3 protein-coding genes are annotated in these 1667 nt (G+C 61.7%); all 3 read right to left on the reverse strand.

From position 1 onward, the window contains the following. Positions 1-609 (reverse strand): class I adenylate-forming enzyme family protein (locus V6M52_RS15565; protein WP_332701666.1); only part of this gene is annotated, 609 nt, incomplete at its 3' end. 9 nt (positions 610-618) lie between these two features. Then, positions 619-1353, reverse strand: coding sequence for a CoA-transferase subunit beta (locus V6M52_RS15570; RefSeq protein ID WP_332701667.1), 735 nt, complete (start codon positions 1351-1353; stop codon positions 619-621). After that, on the reverse strand, positions 1350-1667 hold a 318-nt coding region (locus tag V6M52_RS15575; protein ID WP_332701668.1), incomplete at its 5' end, for a CoA transferase. The genes V6M52_RS15570 and V6M52_RS15575, both read right to left, overlap by 4 nt.

Below are 1667 nucleotides of genomic sequence, written 5' to 3' on the forward strand. Positions count from 1 at the left end.
GCCGTTGGTGTGGTAGAGCGGCATGACATGCAGAAGCTTGTCGTGCTGGTTCAGTTCTGTCAGTGGAATGACGCCCTGGGCGTTATTAAGCAGTCCCTTGTGGCTGAGCAGAACGCCCTTGGGCCGGCCGGTGCTTCCAGACGTAAACAGCAGCAGGCCGGGGTCTTGAGCCTGGATTTTTTCAGACCAGTAAGCTTCGGCAGCGGCGAGCGTATCAACACGCAATATCCGCAGGCCGCCCGTAGGCGCTACGCCGGCTTCGTTTGCCGCATCGACCAATACGGTGTCGACGCCGACGGCCTGCAGTCGATCGTGGATCTCGGCAGGTGTCAGCCGGGGCTCGAGCGGGCAGGGGCATGCCCCCGCTGCCATTATGCCCAGCAAGGCGATCACATTGTCGATGGACCTTTCCATCGACAGCGCCACGAGTTGTTGCGGCTTGACGCCTGCGTGGCGCAGTTTGCCGGCCATATCGCTTACGCGGTTGTAAAGTTCGCCGTAAGAAAGGCGGGTTTCACCCTTTGCGTCACTCAAGGCCGGGCGCGATGCCCATTCTTTCGAGCGCCAAAGCGATGGGTAGGCGGCCAGCAAACTGGTGTCTTCAGGCATTCGTCTCTCCTATCGCAAGCTGACGGCGGCGTCACGCTCGAAAGCGCCGTCCGGATCGAGAGCGGCCAGCGCTTCAATCTCGCTTTGTGTGGGCGGCGCGGTGGGTTCGGCTCCTTCGTGATCGAACTGGAAGCCGGTACGCGCCTTGACTTCATCCAGACTGGATTCGGGATGCCACGATTGCAGGGCCAGGCGGTCGTTCTTCTTGATGAATACGGCGATGGGCGTTACGACACCGTGGAAGCCGCCCCAGGAGGTGCGAAAGTGCAATTGCTCAACAAAGGTGCGGGGCGAGTGTTCTGTTCGCCACGTGCATGCGCGCCTGGCGGTAGGCAGCATGACAGCGCCGCCACCGCCGCCGGGCAGCCGCACCTTGGGCTGATGCCAGTCCCCGATGCAGGAGTTATTGGCATTGCCTTCGCCGTCGATTTGCGCCGCGCCCAGAAAGGTGAGGTCCATACGGCCTCGGCAGCACAGATCATAGAAGTCTTCATTGTCGAAGATCGAGGCTGTGTGCTGGGCAAGCACGGGATCGGAGCTTGAGATGGGAATCTTGGAAGGACGCGGGTCTACGCCGCCGGCCACGTTGATATAGACAAAGTCCCACTCGTAGGCCTTTTTGGCCATCAGGCACGCCAGCATGGGCATGGTGGAATTGACGCCGCTGAAGGTGATTTCGTTGGGGCGGATGAACCGGGCCAGGTTGGTTACGATGTAGGAAAAGGGGGTCCAGTTGGCGCTCATTCGGCATGCTCCTGCAAGGCTTCGGGGGCGGCGTCGAGATGAGCCTGCAAGGCCTCAGGCCCCGGCTCCAGATACTTCTCGACCGCCGGGTAATCGATCTCGTATTCCGGCCAGCACGAGCCCGGCCACGCGCCTTGGGGCACCACGGCATAGGCCTGCACAAGAAGGTACGGGATCAGGGTCACTTCGGGCTGTTGCTCGAATATCTCGGTGTCGACCACACGTTCGGCCACGACCAGCACGCGCTTGGCCGCGCGGCTCATGATGCGGTCCCAGTGCGAGGTGCCCAGTACGCGAACGTTTCCGCGACTGTC

The sequence above is a fragment of the Devosia sp. genome (assembly GCF_036676215.1).
Taxonomy (GTDB): Bacteria; Pseudomonadota; Alphaproteobacteria; order Rhizobiales; family Devosiaceae; genus Devosia.